The following is a 13,635-nucleotide window of genomic DNA, read 5'->3' as shown; positions in this document are numbered from 1 at the left end:
GCGTGGGCCGGACCCGACCCGGGCGCGGCGGTCGCGGGCCGGGCCGGCACGGGAGAACGGACCCGGCCGTACGCCCGGAAGGAGCGCGGGGACGGTGCCCCGGGGAGTGCGGGAATCGGGGCGGACGGGGGTGGCTGGACGGACGGTAGGGTGCCCGCATGTCGCTCCGTCCCCCCGGCGTGACGCCGGCCGGTCGGGGCCGCGCGGCGCTGACGGTCCTCGCCGTGCTCGCCCTGGTGCTCGGCGGCTACGGGCTGCTGCGGGCGGACGCCGGCCTGGCCACCCGGCAGGTCACCGCCGACGGCGTACCGCTGACCGTGGTACGGGCCGACGACGACGGGGCGGGCACGGTGCGCCGGCCGGGTGTGGTGATCGCGCACGGCTTCGCCGGCTCGGCCCGGTTGATGCGTCCGCTCGCCGACACGGTCGCCCGGCGGGGCGCGGTCGCGTTGCTGCTCGACTTCGCCGGGCACGGCGGCAACCCGGCCGGCCTGCCCGGGGCGGGCCGCGACGACACCGCGTCCCGCGGCACCCTGGAACACGACCTGGCAGTCGCCGTCGCCTACCTGCGGGGCCGGCCCGACGTCGACCCGACGCGGATCGTCCTGGTCGGACACTCGATGGGTGCGGGGGCGGTGACCCGGTACGCCGCCGGCCACCCCGACGTCGCCGGCACCGTCGCGATCTCGCTGCCCGACGGCGGTGACCTGCCCGACACCCGGCCGCGGCGGCTGCTGCTGATCGTCGGCGGCCTGGAGTTCCCCGCCTTCCGGGCCACCGCCGAGGCGACCGCCCGGCGGGGCTCCGGGCGACGGGTGGTGGTCGTTCCCGGCGTCGAGCACATCTCGGTGCTCTTCGCCGGCCGTACCCACCGCGAGGTCGCCGCCTGGGTCGGCGGCGCCGGTGGTGCGGCACCGCGCCCGGCCGCCCGCCTGGTCCCGGCGGGTCTGCTGCTGCTCGGTCTCGGTCTCGGCTTCGTGCCGCTGGTGGCCCTGCTGACCGGCCGTCGCGGGCGGCCCGCCGCACCCGTACCCGTCGCGCCGGCACCCGCCGTGCTGGCGGTGGCGACTGCCGTCACCGGGGTGGGGGTGCTGCTCGCCCCGGTGCTGCCGACCACCCGGCTGCCGCTCGCGGTCGGCGGCTACCTCACCGGCTTCCTGCTGGTCACCGGCGTCCTGCTGGCCGCCGCCCGGTACTGGCCGCTGCGCCTGTTCACCGCCGGTCCCACCCCCGGCGCGCCGGCTGCGGCAGGTGGGCCCGTTCCGACCACCGGCGGGCGTACGCCGCTGCGGCCGGTGGTCGCGGCCCTGCTGCTGACCGGGTACGCCGTGGCCGCCGTCGCCGTGCCGATCCACCTCGGCCTCACCTGGGCGCTGCCGGTGGGCGCCCGATGGTGGCTGCTGCCGGTGGTGACGGTCGGCTGTCTGGTGTTCCTGGCCGGCGCGGAGCTGCTCACGCAGGGGCGGAGCTGGCGGTACGCGGCGGTCGGCGCGCTCGCCGTACCGGCGCTGGGCGGGGCGGCCGTGGTGGGGTTGGCCCCCGGTTTCGTGCTGCTGGTGGTGCCGCTGTTCGTGGTGCTGCTCGGGTGGCAGGCCGCCTGGGCGGCGGTGCTGCGGCGGGCCGGTGCGCCCCGCTGGGCACCGGCGGTGGTGGGCGCGGTCCTGGTGGCGTGGCCGCTGGCCACCGCGCTGCCGCTGAGCTGACCCGCAGCCGCGCGGGCGGGGCCGACCGCCCGGGACGGTGTCACCGGGGTTCGCCCTGCTGTTCGACGGCGCGTTGGACGGCGCGGTAGATCTGTCCGAACCGCAACGCGTCGGGGGTACGCAGCAGCATCACCTCCTGCCCCAGGTGCTGCACCCACAGCTCGTTGACCTTGTTGCCGCGTTCGTAGGACCGGTCCAGCCAGCCGAGCGGCAGCTCCAGGAAGGGCAGCAGGGCGAGCACCCCGACGCCGCAGACGGCCAGCACGATCAGGGCCGGTTTCCACTCGCCCCGGTCCTGTGCCGACCAGACCAGCGAGACCACACAGATCAGCGCGACCAGTGGGGGCAGCGAGAGCAGCAGCACCAGCACCCCGCGCCCGAGGATGCGGGACCGGACGGCCATGGTGGTGGCCCCGCGTGCGTGCCAGACGTACGCGACGTCGGCGATCCGTACGACCTGCCCACCGGCCCGGATCGACTCGGAGGTCACCTGCACCGTGTCGTCCCGGTAATAGAGGGTCATCACTAACCCTAACCGTTCGCAGGCGACCGGTGCCGCTGTGTGCCCGACGGATCGCGCGCCCGACGCGCCGAGCGGCGGTCGGGGCGGCCGTCCGTCCTGTGTCCCGACTCAGCGTCCGCCCCCGGCGGTCACCGCCTGCCGCCCGCCGCCGGTCCCTGCCCGGCCGGGCCGGTCGCGGTCGGCCCCGTCGCCCGCACCGGTGACCCGTCGTGCCGGCGGGGCGCGGCGGAGTGCTCCATCGCGCGCTGTACCGCCCGGTAGATCTGTCCGAAGCGCAGCGCGTCGCCGGTGCTCAGCAGCAGCACCGGCCGCCCCTGCCAGCGGACCCACAGCTCACGCTGCCGGCTGCCCCGGTCGTAGGAGCGGTCCAGGCGGTCGAAGAGGAAGTCGGCGACCGGCCCGACGGCCAGCCCGACCAGCACCGATGCTCCCACGATGGCGAGCGTGACGGTGGGGGAGCGGTGCAGCCAGACCGCCACCGCGATGCCGATCGCCGCAGCCACCAGCGGGCCCGCCAGGGCGGCTCCGATCGCACCCCGCCCGGCCAGCACCCGCCAGGAGCGGTCGCCCCGGCGGTGCCAGACCAGGCCGATCTCGGCCAGCGGGAAGGCCCGGCCGTCGACCCGGATGGCGGCGGAGGTGACCTGCACCGACCGGTCGTCGTAGTACGTGATCATCGCTGGACTCCCGAGCGCGGGTGGCGAACACCAGACTACGTACCCCAACGACCCGGGTCGTAAGGTTGGCACGCGACTTCGACGAGGAAGTGAGGGCAGCGTGAGCGAGTTCGTGCGGCTTACCACCAGGGACGGCATCGGCACCATCCGGCTGGAGCGGCCACCGATGAACGCGCTCAACAAGCAGGTCCAGGAGGAACTGCGGGCCGCCGCCACGGCCGCCACCGCCGACCCGGGCGTCCGCGCCGTCATCGTGTACGGCGGGGAGAAGGTCTTCGCCGCCGGCGCGGACATCAAGGAGATGGCCGACATGTCCTACGTGGACATGGCCGAGCGGGCCGCCGACCTGTCCAGCGCCGTCGGTGCGCTCGCCCGGATCCCCAAGCCGGTGGTCGCCGCGATCACCGGGTACGCCCTCGGCGGCGGCTGCGAGCTGGCGCTGGCCTGCGACTGGCGGGTGGTGGCCGAGGACGCCAAGCTCGGCCAGCCGGAGATCAAGCTCGGTGTCATCCCCGGCGCGGGCGGCACCCAGCGGCTGGCCCGGCTGGTCGGCCCGGCCCGCGCGAAGGATCTGATCATGTCCGGCCGGATGGTGGACGCGGCGGAGGCGCTGCGGATCGGGCTGGCCGACCGGGTCGCCCCGGCCGCCGAGGTCTACGACACCGCCGTGGCGCTGGTGCGGCCGTACCTGACCGGGCCGGTGCAGGCGTTGCGGGCGGCGAAGCTGGCGGTCGACGTCGGGCTGGACATGGACCTCGGCTCCGGGTTGGCCTGGGAGAGCCAGCTCTTCGCCGGGCTCTTCGCCACCGACGACCGGCGCGAGGGGATGGCCGCCTTCGTCGAGAAGCGCAAGCCCGACTTCACGGGCCGCTGACCCGCCCCGCCCCGGGCCGCGCACCGTCGGCCCGGGGCGGACCCGCGTCGCGGCGACGGTGGTCCCGCCGCCGGCACCGTGCCGAGAACTGTTCACATCCCGGATACCGGCCAGTAGCGTGTGACTCCGGTCATGGACGAGGGGAGCGGCGATGACGGAACGGGTCGAGGGTCACGGCGGAGCGCTGGCGCTGGCGGCACTGCGGGCGTACGGCGTACGGGAGATGTTCACCCTCTCCGGCGGGCACGTCTTCCCGCTCTACGACGCCGCCCACACCACCGACTTCCCGATCTACGACGTCCGGCACGAACAGTCCGCCGTCTTCGCCGCCGAGGCGGTGGCCAAGCTCCAGCGTCGCCCCGGCCTCGCCGTGCTCACCGCCGGCCCCGGCGTCACCAACGGCGTCTCCGGCCTGACCAGCGCCTTCTTCAACGCCTCGCCGGTGCTGGTGATGGGCGGGCGGGCCCCGCAGTTCCGCTGGGGTTCCGGCAGCCTCCAGGAGATGGACCACCTGCCGCTGGTCGCCCCGGTCACCAAGCACGCCGAGACGGTGTTCACCGCCGACGACATCCCCCGCGCGGTCTCCGCCGCGCTGACCACCGCGCTCACCCCGCACCGGGGCCCGGTCTTCCTCGACTTCCCGCTGGAGGCGATCTTCTCCGTCGGCGACGCGGACCTGCCCGCCCCGACGCCCGTCGCGCCGGTCGAACCCGACCCGGACGAGGTGACCAGGGCCGCCCGGTTGATCGCCGCCGCCGCCCGCCCGGTGATCATCGCCGGTTCCGACGTGTACGCCGGGGACGCCGTCGCCGCGCTCCGCGAGGCCGCCGAGGCGTTGCAGGTGCCGGTCTTCACCAACGGCATGGGTCGCGGCGCGCTCCCGCCGCAGCACCCGCTCGCCTTCGCCAAGGCCCGCCGGGTCGCGCTCGGCGACGCCGACGTGGTGGTCGTCGTCGGCACCCCGCTGGACTTCCGGCTCAGCTTCGGCGACTTCGGCGACGCGGCGGTGGTGCACGTCGTCGACGCCCCCACCCAACGGGCCGGGCACGTCCAGCCCGCCGCCAGCCCCGCCGGTGACCTGCGGCTGATCCTGTCCGCGTTCGCCGACCACACCGGCGACCGGGCCGACCACGCCGACTGGATCGAGCGGTTGCGCACGGCCGAGGACGCGGCGCGGGCACGCGACGCCGCCGAGATGGCCGCCGACACCGACCCGATCCGCCCCGCCCGGGTCTACGGCGAGCTGCGCCGCGCTCTCGCCCCGGACGCCATCACCATCGGCGACGGCGGCGACTTCGTCTCGTACGCCGGGCGCTACCTGGAGCCGTCGCAGCCCGGCACCTGGCTCGACCCCGGCCCGTACGGCTGCCTGGGCACCGGGATGGGCTACGCGATGGGTGCCCGGGTCAGCCACCCCGACCGGCAGGTCTGCGTGCTGATGGGCGACGGCGCGGCCGGGTTCTCGCTGATGGACGTGGAGTCGCTGGTGCGGCAGCGGCTGCCGGTGGTGATCGTGGTCGGCAACAACGGCATCTGGGGGCTGGAGAAGCACCCGATGCGGGCCATGTACGGCTACGACGTCGCCGCCGACCTACAGCCCGAACTGCGCTACGACAAGGTGGTCGAGGCGCTCGGCGGTGCCGGGGAGACGGTGGCGAAGGCCGCCGACCTCGGTCCGGCCCTGGGGCGGGCGTTCGACGCCGGGGTGCCGTACCTGGTCAACGTGCTCACCGACCCGGCCGACGCGTACCCTCGCTCGTCCAACCTGGCCTGACCACCCGGCCCACGGCCGCCGCCGGACCCGGCGGCGGCCGTGTTCTGCCGCGCGGATAAATCGGCGGAATGTCAGCGGCGACGCACGTAACGTCAGACCCCTCGCCCATCGTTGGACGATCCAGCGATAACGACGGGAGTTCTGATGACATACGCCATCCGCGCCGAGGGGCTGGTGCGCCGGTTCGGCGACACCACCGCCCTGGCCGGGGTCGACCTGGCGGTCCCGGCCGGCACGGTCTTCGGTCTGCTCGGCCCCAACGGCGCCGGCAAGACCACCGCGGTACGGGTGCTCGCCACCCTGCTCACCGCCGACGAGGGGCACGCCACCGTCGGCGGGTACGACGTCCGCCGCGACGCCCACCGGGTCCGCCAGCTGATCGGCCTCACCGGCCAGTACGCCTCGGTCGACGAGAACCTGACCGGCACCGAGAACCTGCTGCTCATCGGCCGGCTGCTGGGCCTGTCCCGGCGGGGCGCCCGGGACCGGGCGGCCGAGCTGCTGGCCGGGTTCCAGCTCACCGACGCCGCCGGGCGGGCCGCCAAGACCTACTCGGGGGGCATGCGCCGCCGGCTCGACCTGGCGGCCAGTCTCGTCGGCCGGCCGCAGGTGCTCTTCCTCGACGAGCCCACCACCGGCCTCGACCCGCGCAGCCGCAACGACCTGTGGGACATCGTCCGGGGCCTGGTCGCCGAGGGGGTGACCGTGCTGCTGACCACGCAGTACCTGGAGGAGGCCGACCAGTTGGCCGACGAGATCGCCGTGGTCGACCACGGGCGGGTCATCGCCCAGGGCACCCCGGAGGAGCTGAAGGCCAAGACGGGCGGCCAGGTGCTGACCGTCCGGCCGGTGGAGGCCGCCGACCTGCCCACCGTGCTCGCCGTCGTCGGCGAGGTGACCGGGGCCGACCCGGAGGTCGCCCAGACGACGGTCAGCGCGCCGGTCACCGGTCCGGACGCGCTGCCCGCCGTGGTCCGCCGGCTCGACGACGCCGGGGTGCACGTCGGCGAGCTGGCCCTGCGCGGGTCCAGCCTCGACGAGGTGTTCCTCTCCCTCACCGGCCACCGGGCCGAGGACGAGACCACCCCGACCCTGGAAGGGAGCCCGGCATGACCGCCGCGACCGTCGCCGCTCCGGCGGCCCCCGCCACGCCGGCCCGCCGGCTCGGCCCGACCGCCGGTCTGCGGCACACCGGCACGCTGGCCTGGCGCAGCCTGGTGCAGATCAAGCACAACCCGATGGAGCTGCTCGACCTGAGCATCCAACCGGTGATGTTCGTGCTGCTCTTCACGTACGTCTTCGGTGGGGCGATCTCCGGCAGCCCGGGGGAGTACCTGACCTTCGCGTTACCGGGCATCATCGTGCAGAACGCCTTCTTCGCCACGATGACCACCGGTTTCGGGCTCAACCAGGATCTGACCAAGGGCGTGTTCGACAGGCTCCGGTCGCTGCCGGTGGCCCGCTGGTCCCCGCTCGCCGGCCGGATCGTCGCCGACACGGTCAAACAGGCATGGTCGTTGACCCTGCTGCTCGGCGTCGGGATGATCCTCGGCTTCCGGCTCGGCAACGGGGTGTTCGGCCTGCTCGGCGCGTTCGCCCTGCTGCTGGTCTTCTCGCTCGCCGCCGCCTGGATGTCGGTGCTGGTCGGGGTGCTGGTCAGCGAACCGGACAAGGTGCAGATCTTCGGCTTCACGGTGATCTTCCCGCTGAGCTTCACCAGCAACGCCTTCGTGCCGACCGAGACCATGCCGTCCTGGCTGCAGCACTGGGTCGAGGTGAACCCGGTGACCATCCTGGCGAACGCGCTGCGGGGGCTGCTGGTCGGCGGGCCGGTGGCCGCGCCGGTGCTCCAGTCGCTGCTCTGGGCGGCGGCCATCGCCGCCGTCTTCGCCCCGCTCGCGGTGCGGGGCCTGCGCCGGCGGGTGTGACCCCGGCCGCCGTCAGAGTTCGGGTCGCTCGCCGTCGCGGGGCCGCTCACCGTCGCGGGGAGCGGCGTCCTCCCGGGGCGGCGAGCGATCGGCCGACGCCGGGCCGCCCCCGGGTGCGGTGCCGTCGGGGGACGGCTGGCCGCCCCGGCGGCGCAGGTCGTCCTCCCGGCCACGCAGGTCCTCCTCCCACCGCTGGAAGAGGGCGTTGTCGTCGCGGCGGACACGTTCGTCGATCGACTTGAGGAACTCGGGGTCGTCGTCGGGTGCGACGGGCCGTCGGCTGGCCGCCGGCCGACCCCGGCGGCCGTCACCCTGGGCGACCGGGCGGCCGGCGAGGAACCAGGCGATCGAGCCGACCAGCGGGAAGAACAGGATGACCGCCGCCCAGGCGAACCGGGGCAGCCCGCGGACCGTCCCGTCCTCGGCGGAGAGGCAACTGATCAGCGCGCAGGCGGCGAGTACCACCTGGAGCAGGAACAACAGCACATAGAGCCGGGCCATGCACCTATCATTGCTCAGCCGTGCGCGTCACCACACCCCGCGCAGCACGAGCGACACGCACAGCAGCGCCAGGCCGGCCGTGCCGAGGGCTACCAGCGGGACGGCCCGTGTGTCGAGGCGGGACTGCCGGCGGCCGGTGGCCCGTCCCCAGCCCACCACCAGCGTCGCCCACCAGGCCAGCACGATGGCCCCGGCGAGCAGCGCCCCGGCGACGTCGCCGGTGAGTGCCAGCCGGACCGCCAGCACCGCCACCACCGTGTACGCCAGCCCGAGGCGACGCCAGGCCAGCCGGGTGCGCTCGGGTTGCAGGCCGGGGTCGCGGGTCCCGTCCGACGGCACCCCGGTCACCTGCCGCTCACCCCACGGGCCAGGACGGCCACCACCAGCAGCAGTGCGCCGACCGCCACGATCAGGGCGAGCACGGCCGGGAACCGGGACGCCGGCAGGCGTTGCCCGAGCCGGATGGCCTGCTCGGTGCGGGACCAGTGGTCCACCGCCCGGACGGCGACGGTGCCGCCGAGCAGCAGGAGCGTCACCGCGATCGCCTCCCGCAGGTGCCGCAGCGGCAACGGCGGCAGGAACTGGGCGGCGGCCAGCCCACCGGCGATCAGCGCCAGTCCGGTGCGCAGCCAGGCCAGGAAGGTCCGTTCGTTGGCCAGGGAGAAGCGGTAGTCGGGGGTGGTGCCCACGGAGTCGAGGTCCGACGGGTCGAACCACCGTCTGATCGCCTGCCACACGACACCGATTATCCGCTTTACCGCCGACATAGCCTGGACCGATGACCGATCTTGATGCCTCCACCCTGCGCGACAGCTACGACCGGCAGCTCCGGCCGGAGATCCCCGACCCGGTCCCGGCCGGCGTGACGGTCGAACACGACGGCCCGCTGGTGCGCATCCTGGGTCTGGACCAGGGCGGTTTCCTCACCTACCGCACCCTGGACGGGCTGGCCGGGCCGGAGCTGGACGCGCTGATCGCCCGCCAGGTCGAGCTGTTCCGGCAGCGCGGCGAGTCGGTGGAGTGGAAGCACAACACCCACGACGAGCCCGCCGACCTGCCGGACCGGCTGCGCGCCGCAGGCTTCGTCCCGCAGGACCGGGAGACCGTCCTGATCGGGCCGGTCGCGCCCCTGGCCGCCGCCGTGCCGGTGCCACCCGACGGGGTACGCCTGCGCGAGGTCACCGGCCGTGACGACCTGGACCGGATCGCCGCGATGGAGGAGGAGGTCTGGGGCGAGGACCGTTCCCACCTCGTCACCGGCCTGCTGCGGGAGATCGAGGCGGACCCGCAGTCGATCACCGTGGTGGTGGCCGAGGCGGGGGAGACGGTGGTCAGCGCCGGTTGGGTGCGCTACCTCAACGGCACCGGCTTCGCCAGCCTGTGGGGCGGTTCGACGCTGGCGCAGTGGCGACGCCGGGGCGTCTACCGGGCGCTGGTGGTCTACCGGGCCCGGCTGGCCGACCAGCGCGGCAAGACGTTGTTGCAGGTGGACGCCTCGGAGGACAGCCGGCCCATCCTGGAGCGACTCGGCTTCGTCCCGGTCACCACGACCACCCCGTACGTCTACACTCCGTGATCATGGAGCAGCGGCTGACGGACGACGAGCAGCAGGTTCTCAAGACGGGCGCGTTCGGCGCGGTCTTCCTGGTGTCGAACGCGGACCCGGGGGTGTTCGCGATGATCCGGGAGAGTTTCGCCGCGTCCGGGGCGTTCGCCGGGGCGAGCGGGCTGGTGAAGGAGGCGCTCGGCGCCGGTGGGCTGCCCCGGCTGCCCCGGGACTCGGCCCTGGACGTCGAGTCGGTGGTGCTGCCGGCGCTGGCGCGGGCGGTGGACATCCTGCGGGAGAAGTCCCCGGCCGACGTGTCGGTATACCGCGAGCTGGTGCTGACCGCCGCGGCGGAGGTGGCCCGGGCGCACCGGGGGGTGACGCCGGCCGAACAGGACGCGATCGCCCGGATCAGGACCGCGCTGGCCGACCCCGCCGGTCCGGCCTGACAGCCGGTCCGGGTCGGGCCGCAGCGTGGTGAGGTGTGTCACCGTGGGTGCCCGGGAGGGGTAACCTACTGGCAGGTAACATTGCGTTCGTGGGCAACTGCACAACAGCCTGCGGTTGACCGGGTGTCAACGACGCGCAAAGCTCCGCCCTTAACCGGGCGAGCAGATCGCACACCACCAACAGGAGGGTTGTCGAATCGCGATGAACATCGTCGTACTCGTCAAGCAGGTGCCTGATTCGGGCGCGGACCGCAACCTGCGTGCTGACGACAACACCGTCGACCGCGGTTCGGCGAACAACGTGATCAACGAGATGGACGAGTACGCCATCGAGGAGGCGCTGAAGATCAAGGAGGCGCACGGTGGCGAGGTCACCGTCCTGACCATGGGACCGGACCGGGCCACCGAGTCGATCCGCAAGGCGCTCTCGATGGGCCCCGACGCCGCCGTGCACGTCCTCGACGACGCCCTGCACGGGTCCTGCGCCGTGGCCACCTCGAAGGTGCTCGCCGCCGCCCTCGGGCAGCTCAATGCCGACCTGGTGCTCTGCGGCGCCGAGTCGACCGACGGCCGGGTCCAGGTCATGCCGCACATGCTGGCCGAACGGTTGGGAGTCGCCGCGCTGACCGGCGCGCGCAAGCTCACCGTCGACGGCGGCACGCTGACCGTGGAACGGCAGACCGAGGAGGGCTACGAGGTGGTCACCGCCTCGACCCCGGCCGTGGTCTCCGTCTGGGACACCATCAACGAGCCGCGCTACCCCTCCTTCAAGGGCATCATGGCCGCCAAGAAGAAGCCGGTGAAGACGCTGTCCCTGGCGGACCTGGGCGTCGCGCCCACCGAGGTGGGTTTCGAGGGCGCGACCAGCGCCGTCGTCGAGCACACCAGGCGTCCGCCGCGCTCGGGCGGCGCCAAGATCACCGATGAGGGCTCCGGCGGCGTCCAGCTCGTCGAGTTCCTCGCCACCGAGAAGTTCGTGTGAGGGGTCTGAACATGGCTGAGGTACTCGTCGTCGTCGAAGCCACCAGGGAATTCGGCGTCAAGAAGGTCACCCTGGAAATGCTCACCCTCGCCCGCGAGCTGGGCACCCCGAGCGCCGTGGTGCTCGGTGGCCCCGGTGCCGCCGAGGCGCTCGGCGCCAAGCTCGGCGAGTACGGCGCGGAGAAGATCTACGCCGCCGAGAGCGAGGAGATCGACGGCTACCTGGTGGCCCCCAAGGCGACGGTGCTCGCCGAACTGGTCAACCGGGTGCAGCCGGCCGCCGTCCTGCTCGCCTCCGCCCAGGAGGGCAAGGAGATCGCCGCCCGACTGGCCGTCAAGCTGGACAACGGCATCCTGACCGACGTGGTCGGCCTCGACGCCGACGGCACCGCCACCCAGGTCGCCTTCGCCGGCTCCACCATCGTCAAGTCCAAGGTCACCAAGGGGCTGCCGCTGGTCACCGTGCGGCCGAACTCGGTCACCCCGGCCCCGGCGGCGGCCACCCCGACCGTCGAGCAGCTCACCGTGTCGGTCACCGACACCGACAGGCTGGCGAAGGTCGTCGAGCGGGTCGCCGAGCAGAAGGGCTCCCGCCCCGAGCTGACCGAGGCCGGCATCGTCGTCTCCGGCGGTCGCGGGGTCGGCAACGCCGACAACTTCAAGCTGGTCGAAGAGCTGGCCGACCTGCTCGGCGGCGCCGTCGGGGCGTCCCGGGCGGCGGTCGACTCCGGCTACTACCCGCACCAGTTCCAGGTCGGGCAGACCGGCAAGACCGTCTCCCCGCAGCTCTACGTCGCGCTGGGCATCTCCGGCGCGATCCAGCACCGGGCCGGCATGCAGACCTCGAAGACGATCGTCGCCGTGAACAAGGACGGCGAGGCCCCGATCTTCGAGCTGGCCGACTACGGCGTGGTGGGCGACCTGTTCAAGGTCGTACCGCAGGCCGCCGAGGAGATCCGCAAGCGCAAGTGACCCGTCGCGGGTCCGCACCGAGCCGCCGTCCGGTCCGCCGGGCGGCGGCTCCGTCGTCCTCACCTTTGCGATCGTCCCCGGCCCGGCCGGGTCCGCACGTGGGTGTGCCGATGGGAGCTGATCGGCGGGCCGGGGAGCTGAGCCGGCCCGCCGATCAGCCCGTCAGGGTGCCCCTCAGCAGGCTGTCGCCGGAGTGGGCGGGCTTGTTGTCGTACTGCTCGGCGGAGACGTCGACCACCGAGTATGCCTGAAGATCAACATTCGGGGGCAGGGGCAGCAGGGCGTCGCCGGAGCTACCCCGCAGCACACCCACCGAGAACATCTCCATGGTCGTCGGATTGATCAGCCAGACCTCGTAGTACCCCGTAACGTCCGGGAGATTCGCGACGTGCAGGTGCAGTCGTCCGTCGGCGAAGACCCGGGCGTCGCCTCGGGCGTCGGCCGGCGTGCTCCCGTACGCGGCCAGCGGCGCGCTGGCCAGCACGTCCTGCCGGGGCGTGGCCCCCCGGTCGCCGAGCACGAAGACGGTGCCGAGCACCGCGATCGCGGCGGCGGCTGTCGCCGAGACGACGGTGGTCGCCCAGCGTGGCCAACGCCGTGACCGGCCCGCCGGTCGGACGGCACGCCCGCCGCCGGGGGACGACGACGGCCGCCGGGACTCCGGCCGGTCGCCGGTCACCACCGACGGGTGCGGGTCGCCGGCCCTCACCGACGGTTGCCGGTCACCGGCCCTCACCGACGGTTGCGGGTCGCCGGTCACCGCCGGCGGATGCCGGTAGGCCGGGTCGACGCCGTTCCTGGCCGCCGGAGGGGCCTGCGTCGGGTCCGGCCCGAGAGCCTGCCGGTGGGTCTCGGCCGGCGACGGCACCTGCGCGACGGCGTCGAGCTCGGCCAGGATGCCCGCCCAGAGGTGGGCCGGCGGGTCGGGCAGGTCGTGCAGGCCCTGGGTCTGCGCGCCCAGCCCGGCGACGTGCCGGAGGGTGTCCAGCTCGCCCCGGCAGGTCACGCAGCCGCCGAGATGGTCGGTCTCACCGTGGTCCGCCTCGCTCTCACCGAGCGCCAGAAAGACCAGCCGGTCGTGGTCCAGGTGCTGCACCGTCCACCTCCCATCTGCGTTTCAAGCTCGCCATGCCCCGCCTGATGTGGCTCTTGACCGTGCCCAGCGGCACCCCGGTCACCGTCGCGATCTGTTGGTGTGTCAGGTCGTCGTAGAAGGCCAGTTCCAACATCCGTCGTTGGTCGTCGGGGAGCCGGGCCAGCTCGTCGGCGACCACCAGCCGGTCGACCACCGTGTCCGGGTCTGCGCCGGTGCCGACCGGTTCGGGTAGCTGCCGTACCGTCTCCACCACCCGGGCCTCCCGGGCCGAGGCGCGCAGCCGGTCGATCACCTTGCGCCGGCCGATGCCGAGCAGCCACCCGATCAACGAGCCCTTGGTCGGGTCGAAGGTCTCCCGCCCCAGCCAGGCGGCGACGAACGTCGCCTGGGTCACGTCCTCCGCATCGCTGCGGTTGGCCAACGTACTGGTGGCCAGGTGGAGCACGGCCCGGCCGAACCGGTCGTACGCCTCCCGCAGCGCGGTCTCGTCGCCCGCCCGGAAGCGCGCGGCCAACTCGTCGGGGGGTGGTTCGGGTTCGTGTCCTGCTGTTCCCACCGCTGTCACCGGGCGGGTCGCCTTCCCTGGGGCATGCCCGACTGTAACGCCCACA

Annotated in this window: 15 protein-coding genes and 1 pseudogene; 9 read left to right on the top strand and 7 right to left on the bottom strand. The window is 73.8% G+C overall.

The features are described 5' to 3' along the window. Nucleotides 1-158: 158 nt before the first annotated feature. Nucleotides 159-1,703 (top strand): dienelactone hydrolase family protein, encoded by a 1,545-nt coding sequence (locus tag ACN265_RS24830; protein WP_421409829.1) that lies wholly within the window; start codon nucleotides 159-161, stop codon nucleotides 1,701-1,703. Nucleotides 1,704-1,743: 40 nt separating this feature from the next. On the opposite strand, the gene ACN265_RS24825 is transcribed toward ACN265_RS24830, so the two are convergent. Both ACN265_RS24825 and ACN265_RS24820 read right to left on the bottom strand, forming a co-directional pair. Further along, on the bottom strand, nucleotides 1,744-2,226 hold the full coding sequence (locus ACN265_RS24825) for a DUF6232 family protein (RefSeq protein WP_204923700.1): 483 nt from the start codon (nucleotides 2,224-2,226) through the stop codon (nucleotides 1,744-1,746). Nucleotides 2,227-2,354: 128 nt separating this feature from the next. Continuing rightward, nucleotides 2,355-2,903, bottom strand: coding sequence for a DUF6232 family protein (locus ACN265_RS24820; RefSeq protein ID WP_421409826.1), 549 nt, complete (start codon nucleotides 2,901-2,903; stop codon nucleotides 2,355-2,357). A 100-nt stretch (nucleotides 2,904-3,003) separates the two neighbouring features. On the opposite strand from ACN265_RS24820, the gene ACN265_RS24815 reads away from it, so the two are divergent. From ACN265_RS24815 to ACN265_RS24800, 4 genes are all read left to right on the top strand, one after another. Continuing rightward, nucleotides 3,004-3,777 carry an enoyl-CoA hydratase-related protein gene (locus ACN265_RS24815; protein WP_421409824.1) on the top strand — a complete coding sequence of 258 codons (774 nt, stop codon included), beginning with the start codon at nucleotides 3,004-3,006 and terminating at the stop codon, nucleotides 3,775-3,777. A 151-nt stretch (nucleotides 3,778-3,928) separates the two neighbouring features. Further along, nucleotides 3,929-5,551: an acetolactate synthase gene (locus ACN265_RS24810; RefSeq protein ID WP_421409822.1), complete on the top strand. Its 1,623-nt coding sequence runs from the start codon at nucleotides 3,929-3,931 to the stop codon at nucleotides 5,549-5,551. A gap of 144 nt (nucleotides 5,552-5,695) precedes the next feature. Continuing rightward, nucleotides 5,696-6,664 carry an ATP-binding cassette domain-containing protein gene (locus tag ACN265_RS24805; protein ID WP_421409820.1) on the top strand — a complete coding sequence of 323 codons (969 nt, stop codon included), beginning with the start codon at nucleotides 5,696-5,698 and terminating at the stop codon, nucleotides 6,662-6,664. After that, nucleotides 6,661-7,479 carry an ABC transporter permease gene (locus ACN265_RS24800; RefSeq protein ID WP_204923704.1) on the top strand — a complete coding sequence of 273 codons (819 nt, stop codon included), beginning with the start codon at nucleotides 6,661-6,663 and terminating at the stop codon, nucleotides 7,477-7,479. The genes ACN265_RS24805 and ACN265_RS24800 overlap by 4 nt, the downstream gene beginning before the upstream one ends. Nucleotides 7,480-7,614: 135 nt before the next feature. Here ACN265_RS24800 and ACN265_RS24795 read toward each other — a convergent pair. The 3 genes and pseudogenes from ACN265_RS24795 to ACN265_RS24785 all read right to left on the bottom strand — a co-directional run. Further along, nucleotides 7,615-7,980, bottom strand: a pseudogene (locus ACN265_RS24795) (PLD nuclease N-terminal domain-containing protein); the annotation flags it as partial. Nucleotides 7,981-8,007: 27 nt separating this feature from the next. Continuing rightward, entirely contained in the window at nucleotides 8,008-8,328 is a 321-nt protein-coding gene (locus tag ACN265_RS24790; RefSeq protein WP_421409818.1) for a DUF202 domain-containing protein, read from the bottom strand. Continuing rightward, nucleotides 8,325-8,747, bottom strand: coding sequence for a YidH family protein (locus tag ACN265_RS24785; RefSeq protein ID WP_232377242.1), 423 nt, complete (start codon nucleotides 8,745-8,747; stop codon nucleotides 8,325-8,327). The genes ACN265_RS24790 and ACN265_RS24785 overlap by 4 nt, the downstream gene beginning before the upstream one ends. Before the next feature lie 11 nt (nucleotides 8,748-8,758). Here ACN265_RS24785 and ACN265_RS24780 point away from each other — a divergent pair, with 11 nt between their 5' ends. The 4 genes from ACN265_RS24780 (at nucleotide 8,759) to ACN265_RS24765 (ending at nucleotide 11,928) form a co-directional block, all read left to right on the top strand. Next, a complete protein-coding gene (locus ACN265_RS24780; RefSeq protein WP_421409816.1) occupies nucleotides 8,759-9,556 on the top strand; it encodes a GNAT family N-acetyltransferase in 798 nt (265 codons plus the stop codon). After that, nucleotides 9,553-9,975, top strand: coding sequence for a hypothetical protein (locus ACN265_RS24775; RefSeq protein ID WP_357928834.1), 423 nt, complete (start codon nucleotides 9,553-9,555; stop codon nucleotides 9,973-9,975). Before ACN265_RS24780 ends, ACN265_RS24775 begins: the two co-directional genes overlap by 4 nt. 202 nt (nucleotides 9,976-10,177) lie before the next feature. Then, entirely contained in the window at nucleotides 10,178-10,957 is a 780-nt protein-coding gene (locus tag ACN265_RS24770; RefSeq protein WP_357928831.1) for an electron transfer flavoprotein subunit beta/FixA family protein, read from the top strand. Between the two features lie 11 nt (nucleotides 10,958-10,968). Beyond that, nucleotides 10,969-11,928, top strand: coding sequence for an electron transfer flavoprotein subunit alpha/FixB family protein (locus ACN265_RS24765; protein WP_357928828.1), 960 nt, complete (start codon nucleotides 10,969-10,971; stop codon nucleotides 11,926-11,928). Nucleotides 11,929-12,082: 154 nt separating this feature from the next. Here the strand turns inward: ACN265_RS24765 and ACN265_RS24760 are convergent, their stop codons facing one another. Beyond that, entirely contained in the window at nucleotides 12,083-13,024 is a 942-nt protein-coding gene (locus ACN265_RS24760; protein WP_421409813.1) for an anti-sigma factor domain-containing protein, read from the bottom strand. Beyond that, the gene (locus tag ACN265_RS24755) at nucleotides 12,978-13,580 is read right to left on the bottom strand and encodes an RNA polymerase sigma factor (RefSeq protein ID WP_204923713.1); all 603 of its coding nucleotides are present in this window, start codon (nucleotides 13,578-13,580) and stop codon (nucleotides 12,978-12,980) included. Before ACN265_RS24755 ends, ACN265_RS24760 begins: the two co-directional genes overlap by 47 nt. Nucleotides 13,581-13,635 lie beyond the last annotated feature (55 nt).

The organism is Micromonospora sp. WMMD730 (assembly GCF_049178955.1).
Classification (GTDB): domain Bacteria; phylum Actinomycetota; class Actinomycetes; order Mycobacteriales; family Micromonosporaceae; genus Micromonospora; species Micromonospora wenchangensis.
The sequence above is the reverse complement of the archived record's forward strand: the minus strand, read 5'-3'. Positions and strand labels throughout refer to the sequence as shown.

What these genes read in the sequence shown, in the direction of transcription:
- ACN265_RS24820 (WP_421409826.1), bottom strand. Translation starts at nt 2,903, where the DNA reads ATGATCACGTACTACGACGACCGGTCGGTGCAGGTCACCTCCGCCGCC.
- ACN265_RS24770 (WP_357928831.1), top strand. Translation starts at nt 10,178, where the DNA reads ATGAACATCGTCGTACTCGTCAAGCAGGTGCCTGATTCGGGCGCGGAC.
- ACN265_RS24810 (WP_421409822.1), top strand. Translation starts at nt 3,929, where the DNA reads ATGACGGAACGGGTCGAGGGTCACGGCGGAGCGCTGGCGCTGGCGGCA.
- ACN265_RS24800 (WP_204923704.1), top strand. Translation starts at nt 6,661, where the DNA reads ATGACCGCCGCGACCGTCGCCGCTCCGGCGGCCCCCGCCACGCCGGCC.
- ACN265_RS24805 (WP_421409820.1), top strand. Translation starts at nt 5,696, where the DNA reads ATGACATACGCCATCCGCGCCGAGGGGCTGGTGCGCCGGTTCGGCGAC.
- ACN265_RS24780 (WP_421409816.1), top strand. Translation starts at nt 8,759, where the DNA reads ATGACCGATCTTGATGCCTCCACCCTGCGCGACAGCTACGACCGGCAG.
- ACN265_RS24765 (WP_357928828.1), top strand. Translation starts at nt 10,969, where the DNA reads ATGGCTGAGGTACTCGTCGTCGTCGAAGCCACCAGGGAATTCGGCGTC.
- ACN265_RS24830 (WP_421409829.1), top strand. Translation starts at nt 159, where the DNA reads ATGTCGCTCCGTCCCCCCGGCGTGACGCCGGCCGGTCGGGGCCGCGCG.
- ACN265_RS24785 (WP_232377242.1), bottom strand. Translation starts at nt 8,747, where the DNA reads ATGTCGGCGGTAAAGCGGATAATCGGTGTCGTGTGGCAGGCGATCAGA.
- ACN265_RS24825 (WP_204923700.1), bottom strand. Translation starts at nt 2,226, where the DNA reads ATGACCCTCTATTACCGGGACGACACGGTGCAGGTGACCTCCGAGTCG.